Genomic DNA, 6,664 nt, shown 5'->3' on the forward strand with positions numbered 1-6,664 from the left:
CAACCGGAGGGCGGCTTCACCATGTCTATAGGGTATGTGGATGATGTGGTGCCAGGGGCCTGCTGTTGATACGCCTGTGAATGTCTAGGGGGACACGAGCCGGCGAACGGAACAACGAGCACGCGACATCTCGCGTGTGGGGGGAAGACTCATGACGTCGACGCCGACGGGCGCCCGGCAGAACTCCGATCCGTCCGAGACCACCCAACTGAGGGTGCCGTCACAGACACGGACCGGTACTTTCCGGAGAATCAAGAAGAATCTGCCGAGATACGACTACGAGCACTACAGCCGGCTCGCAGGTCCTCTCACCCAACCCGATCCGACCAAGCCGTACAAGGTGCAGTACCGCACGTTGCTCTCGCAGGAGCCGCACCGGCTGCGCGCGGCGCTGATGCTGGGTGCCGCACCACTGCTCTCGATCGTGCTGCTCGCCTGGCTGCTCCAGCCCTCGCACTGGACCGAGCGGGACTACCCCGCCTACGACTTCCTGCCGGCGCTCGACATCGTGATGCTGGTCTCGATCGGTCTGATCGAGCTCTTCCGCTGCATGAACGTGCTGTCGAACGCGCACGCCACGCTGGTCGCCCGCGACCCGATCCCGGTGGTTCCCGAGACCGGTACGAGAGTGGCCTTCCTCACCTCCTTCGTGCCCGGCAAGGAGCCGCTGGAGATGGTGACGAAGACCCTGGAAGCCGCGGTCAAGATCCGCCACCGCGGCCTCATGCACGTCTGGCTGCTCGACGAGGGCAACGACCCCGAGGTCCGGGAGGTCTGCGAGCGCCTGGGCGTGCACCACTTCTCCCGCAAGGGCGTCGCGAAGTGGAACCAGCCCAAGGGCCCGCACCGCGCCAAGACCAAGCACGGCAACTACAACGCCTGGCTGGACGCGCACGGCGACCACTACGACTTCTTCGCCTCCGTCGACACCGACCACGTCCCGCTGCCCAACTACCTGGAGCGGATGCTCGGCTTCTTCCGCGACCCGGACATCGGCTTCGTGATCGGCCCGCAGGTCTACGGCAACTACGACAACCCGATCACCAAGGCCGCCGAGTCGCAGCAGTTCCTGTTCCACGCGCTGATCCAGCGGGCGGGCAACGCCTACGGGTCACCGATGTTCGTGGGCACCTCGAACGCCGTACGCATCAGGGCGCTGAAGCAGATCGGCGGTCTGTACGACTCGATCACCGAGGACATGGCGACCGGTTTCGAGATCCACCGCGCCAAGAACCCGGCGACGGGCAGGAAGTGGCGCTCGGTCTACACCCCGGACGTCCTCGCGGTCGGCGAGGGCCCGAACGCCTGGACGGACTTCTTCACCCAGCAGATGCGCTGGTCGCGGGGTACGTACGAGACGATCCTCAAGCAGTACTGGAAGGGCGCCTACTCGCTGCCGCCCAGCAAGTTCTTCAACTACACGATGATGATCATCTTCTACCCGATGTCGGCCCTCAACTGGATCCTGGCCGCGCTGAGCTGCGCCCTGTTCCTGGGTCTCGGCGCCTCGGGTGTGAACATCGACCCGGCGATCTGGCTGATGCTCTACGGCAACGCCTCGGCGCTGCAGATCGGTCTCTACGTCTGGAACCGCCGCCACAACGTCTCGCCGCACGAGCCGGAGGGCTCCGGCGGTGTGGCCGGCATGATCATGTCCGCGCTGTCGGCGCCGCTGTACGCGAAGGCCCTGATCGACTCGATGCTGCGGCGCAAGAGCAAGTTCGTGGTGACCCCGAAGGGCGATTCCGCGAGCCCGGACACCTGGTTCGGGACGTTCCGCTACCACTGGTACTTCATCGCGATCTTCAGCGGTTCGATCACCGCCGGTTTCGTCTACGGTCACGCCCACCCGGCGATGATCATCTGGGCGTCGTTCGCGCTGCTCATCACGGCCTCGCCGATGTTCGCCTGGCGCTGGATGATGCGGCAGGACAAGAAGGGCAGGAAGCACCGGCACGGGTCTCCCCAGGAGCCCCCGGCGCCCGTGCAGGACAGCCTGATCCCCCACCAGCCCCAGCAGTCTCCGGTCGCCCCGCACACGCCCCAGCACAAGCCGAGCTGGGCGTCGGGCGGGGGCACCGACCAGACCGTGCAGATCTCGCTCGGGGGGCAGCGCCACTCGTCCGGGGGCTGAGGCCGGCGGCGGTTGCGCCGCGCACCTCGTGCCCCGGGCCGGAGATGTCCTCCGGGCGCCGCAGACCACCACGACAAGTTAGACGGGAAATGAAGTGAAAGACGGTTCCAGCCGCCGCCGCGCCCGCCGCATCGCGATCGGTGCGGCGGTGGTGCTTGCGCTGGCCGGGATGAACGGACCCGCGCTCTACCGCTTCGGGTCGGAGCAGTACCACGAGTACAAGATCAACAGGCCTGAGTACAAGGCCGACAACGGCAAGTGGGACGTGGTCGAGTTCCCGGAGGAGTTCCGGCTCAACACCATCCACGCCGCGCTCCTGCACACCGGCAAGATCCTGCTGATCGCGGGCTCGGGCAACAACCAGGACAACTTCGACGCGAAGAAGTTCGACACGCGCATCTGGGACCCGGTCAAGAAGACGATCAAGAAGGTCCCGACGCCGGCCGACCTGTTCTGCACGGGCCACACCCAGCTGCCCAACGGCAATCTGCTGATCGCGGGCGGCACCAAGCGGTACGAGAAGCTCAAGGGCGACATCACCAAGGCGGGCGGCCTGATGGTCGTCCACAACGAGAACCCCGACAAGCCGATCACCCTGCCCGCCGGCACCCGCTTCACGGGCAAGGAGAACGGCCAGACGTTCGTGTCGAAGGACCCGGTCAACGTCGAGCGGGCCAAGAAGGTCTTCGACCCGGCGACCGGCAAGTTCCTGCGCAACGAGCCGGGGCTCGGCCGTATCTACGTGGAGGCGCAGAAGAGCGGCGCCAAGTACGAGACGGGTACGCAGGACAACTACCGCGTGCAGGGCCTGTCGGGCGCCGACACCCGCAACACGTACGGCATCGCCGAGAAGCTCGCCCTCGACAAGAAGGACTTCCAGGGCATCAAGGACGCCTTCGAGTTCGACCCGGTCGCCGAGAAGTACATCAAGGTCGACCCGATGAACGAGGCGCGCTGGTACCCCACCCTCACCACCCTGTCCGACGGCAAGATCCTCAGCCTCTCCGGCCTGGACGAGATCGGCCAGCTGGTGCCGGGCAAGAACGAGGTGTACGACCCGAAGACCAAGAAGTGGACGTACACCAAGGGGATCAGGCAGTTCCCGACCTATCCGGCGATCTCCCTGATGCAGAACGGCAAGCTGTTCTACTCGGGCGCGAACGCCGGCTACGGGCCCGACGACGTCGGCCGTGACCCGGGCGTCTGGGACCTGAAGACGAACAAGTTCAAGAAGCTGTCCGGTCTGTCCGACCCGAAGCTCCTGGAGACCGCGGGCACGGTGCTGCTGCCGCCCGCGCAGGACGAGAAGTACATGGTCATCGGCGGTGGCGGGGTCGGCGAGTCCAGGAAGTCCAGCAAGAAGACCCGCATCATCGACCTGCTGGCCGACGACCCGAAGTTCGTGGACGGGCCCGAGATGGAGAAGGGCACGCGCTATCCGCAGTACTCGATCCTGCCCGACGACGACGTGCTGGTGTCCGGCGGCTCGGAGGACTACCGCGGCCGCGGCGACTCCAACATCCTCCAGGCCCGGATGTACGACTCGAAGAGCAACGCGTTCAAGCGGGTCGCCGACCCGCTGGTGGGGCGCAACTACCACTCGGGGTCGATCCTGCTGCCCGACGGCCGCGTGATGTTCTTCGGCTCGGACTCGCTCTACGCCGACAAGGCCAACACCAAGCCGGGCAAGTTCGAGCAGCGCGTCGAGATCTACACGCCGCCGTACCTGTTCCAGGGTTCGCGGCCGTCGCTGTCCGGCGGTCCGAAGACCATCGAGCGCGGTGGGTCGGCGGCGTTCTCGACGCAGCACGCCTCGTCGATCAAGACGGCCCGGCTGATCCGGCCGAGCGCGTCGACGCACGTCACCGACGTCGACCAGCGGTCGATCGCGCTGGACTTCGAGAAGACGAAGGACGGCATCGAGGTCACCGTCCCGAAGAGCCGCAACCTCGTCGAGTCCGGCTGGTACATGCTGTTCGTGACGGACGACCAGGGCACCCCCAGCAAGGCCCAGTGGGTCAAGATCCCCTGACCGACCGGGATCCGACGGCCACATGACTGGGGGCGCCCTCCGAAGCGGAGGGCGCCCCCAGTCACGTACCGGCCCTGCTTACCGGCCCTGCATACCGGCCTTCACTTACTGGCCTTCGCGAGTTTCAGCGCGTACTCCGGCCACCACTGGCCCGCCTTCGGACCGTCCTTGCACGTGCCGTCGGACTCGCCGGGCCGCTTGACCCACAGGTAGGCGTCGACGAGCTCGTCACCGGTCTTCGTCGTGGGCGACTCGCCCAGCGCGCGACCCGGCGGGTTGCACCAGTTCTCCTTCGGATCGCCTTCCGTGTACGGTCCGTTGCCGTTGCGGCTGGTGTCGATCACGAACGGTTTGTTGCCGACCTTCGACGACAGTTCCTTGCCGTACTTCGTGCTGTCGGCCGTCGTGTAGAAGTTGGAGACGTTGACCGAGAAGCCGTCGGCCGCCTCGACGCCCGCCAGCTTCAGCGGCTCGGCGATGTCGTCGGGCTTGCCCCAGCCCGCGTTGCCCGCGTCCAGGTAGACCTTCGTGTTCTTCAGGGACTTGAGCTTCTCGACCGCGCCCCGCAGGAGGTCGTAGCGCTCCTCGTGGAACTCGTCCGGAGTGCAGCCGTCCACCAGGTGCAGGACGGCGTCCGGCTCCAGGATCACCGAGGCCGCTCGGTCGCCGATGCCCTTGGCGACCTGGTCGATGAAGGCCCGGTACGCGTTCCCGTCGGCGGCGCCGCCGCCGGAGAACTGGCCGCAGTCGCGGTGCGGGATGTTGTAGACGACGAGGAGCGCGTCCCGGTCGGCCTTCGTCGCGGCCTCGGTGAAGCCGCGCGCCTCCTGCTCGGCGTTCTCCGGAGTCAGCCACTCCCCGGTGGGCTGCTCGGCGATCGTACGGATCAGTTCGGCGTCCTTGTCCTTGCCGTCCTTCGCGTAGGTGGCGACCTGCTCGGCCGCGTTCCCGTCCGGGTTCACCCAGAACGGGTCCTTGTCCTTGGGCTGCTGGCTCATCCTGGCGCCCGGCTCGTCCTTCTCGCCGTCGCCGCCCGAGGAGGAACACCCCGCGAGCAGCAGCACAGCTCCGGCCACCGCCACGGACGCCCTGGCCCCGGCCCCCCTGCTCCCGTACATCGAAAACTCCCCCTCGGGTGCACCGTCCGAAGCACCAATCCTGACATACCCGCCGAGGCGCCCACGCGCGCAGTCATTCCTTGTCGGTCAGCTGTTACAGCCCCTCGCGACGGGGTTCGGCTCCCGGCGGCCCGCCAGGGCGGACGTTCGAGGCGGTGCCGCACCCGGGGCTGCCGTCCGGCCACCGAGCGGCTGTCCTGCCGGGATGCCGGGCTGGAGGGCCCCGCGCACACGGAAACGCGTCCGTGCCGCGGCTAGCTGCATGGATTACGCAGTGCCACCGTCGCGGGACTTGGCGTCATACAGACCCTAGGCCGGAACGCTCATACGTTCTAGAGTCTTCTCAGACGGCCCCGGCCCCCGGCTGTCGGATCGTCCGTGCGTACTCCGACGGGCCCCCGAACCTCCCGTGCCGGTCGCCGGGTTACTCCCGCAGCCCGTGCGCGCACGGTCGAGGACCAGCCCGGTCGACGACTCCGGGGGGAGCGGGTCGTCGACCGGGCCAGGTGCCGGTCGAAGGCGGGCGGCTCACAGGCCGGTGCCGCTGAGGTACGCGGAGACGACCACGTTCGCCGTGTAGCTGCGGCTGTCCCGGTCGAAGGAGCCGCCGCAGGTGATCAGCCGCAGTTCGGCGCGGCCGGTCTGCCGTGTCCCGTACACCTTCTGGGCGTCGAAGCGGTCCCGGGCGAAGACCTGGACGTCCTCGACGGTGAACTCGGCGACCGTCCCGTCGTCCCGGATCACCCGGACCGTCGCGCCCGGCCGCACCTCGCTGAGGTGGTAGAAGACGGCGGGCCGCGTCTCGGTGTCCACGTGCCCGACGAGCAGCGCGGTCCCGGCCGCCCCGGGCCGTGCGCCGCCCCCGTACCAGCCGACGGTTCCGGGCCGGCCGTACGGCGGCGGGTCGATCGCTCCGCGCGGGTCGAGCCCGCGGATCACCACGGGTGCCTGTACGCCCAGCGCGGGGATGTCCACGCGCTGTGGGCGCGCGTCGCCCAACGGCTCGACCGCGGGCGGCAGTTCGACGCCGAGCGGCCGTCCGACGGCTGCCACGTCGCCGGTGGTCGGCGAGGATATGCCCTGGCGTACGTCGGTGACCTCGCGGCCCCACAGCCACAGCCCGAGCAGCAGCAGCGCCCAGGCCACTCCCATCAGGAGCCGGCCGCTGCCGGGGGTGCGTTCCCGGTCTTCCCGGTGGTTCCGGTCGGACATGGCCGCTCAGTCCGTACGGCGGCGCCCCCGGCGGGCGCTGCTGACCGCCACCGCGACGGCGGCGACTGTGGCGAGGACCAGGCCGACGACCGCGTGCCGGGTGCCGGGCCCTTCCGACTCGGCCTCGGCCGCGGCGAGCCGGGCGGAGCCGCCGCCGCCCGCGTGCAC

4 protein-coding genes are annotated in these 6,664 nt (G+C 68.5%); 2 read left to right on the top strand and 2 right to left on the bottom strand.

From position 1 onward, the window contains the following. Nucleotides 1-151 precede the first annotated feature (151 nt). A complete protein-coding gene (locus KUF83_RS12470) occupies nucleotides 152-2,134 on the top strand; it encodes a glycosyltransferase family 2 protein (RefSeq protein WP_217454712.1) in 1,983 nt (660 codons plus the stop codon). Nucleotides 2,135-2,228: 94 nt separating this feature from the next. Then, nucleotides 2,229-4,166 carry a kelch motif-containing protein gene (locus KUF83_RS12475; protein WP_217454713.1) on the top strand — a complete coding sequence of 646 codons (1,938 nt, stop codon included), beginning with the start codon at nucleotides 2,229-2,231 and terminating at the stop codon, nucleotides 4,164-4,166. A 101-nt stretch (nucleotides 4,167-4,267) separates the two neighbouring features. Here KUF83_RS12475 and KUF83_RS12480 read toward each other — a convergent pair whose 3' ends face one another. Together KUF83_RS12480 and KUF83_RS12485 are read right to left on the bottom strand one after the other, a co-directional pair. Beyond that, nucleotides 4,268-5,284 carry a glycoside hydrolase family 6 protein gene (locus KUF83_RS12480; protein WP_217454714.1) on the bottom strand — a complete coding sequence of 339 codons (1,017 nt, stop codon included), beginning with the start codon at nucleotides 5,282-5,284 and terminating at the stop codon, nucleotides 4,268-4,270. A 528-nt stretch (nucleotides 5,285-5,812) separates the two neighbouring features. Beyond that, on the bottom strand, nucleotides 5,813-6,496 hold the full coding sequence (locus tag KUF83_RS12485) for a class F sortase (protein WP_217454715.1): 684 nt from the start codon (nucleotides 6,494-6,496) through the stop codon (nucleotides 5,813-5,815). Between the last annotated feature and the right edge of the window lie 168 nt (nucleotides 6,497-6,664).

The organism is Streptomyces sp. BV286, from assembly GCF_019090165.1.
GTDB lineage: Bacteria > Actinomycetota > Actinomycetes > Streptomycetales > Streptomycetaceae > Streptomyces.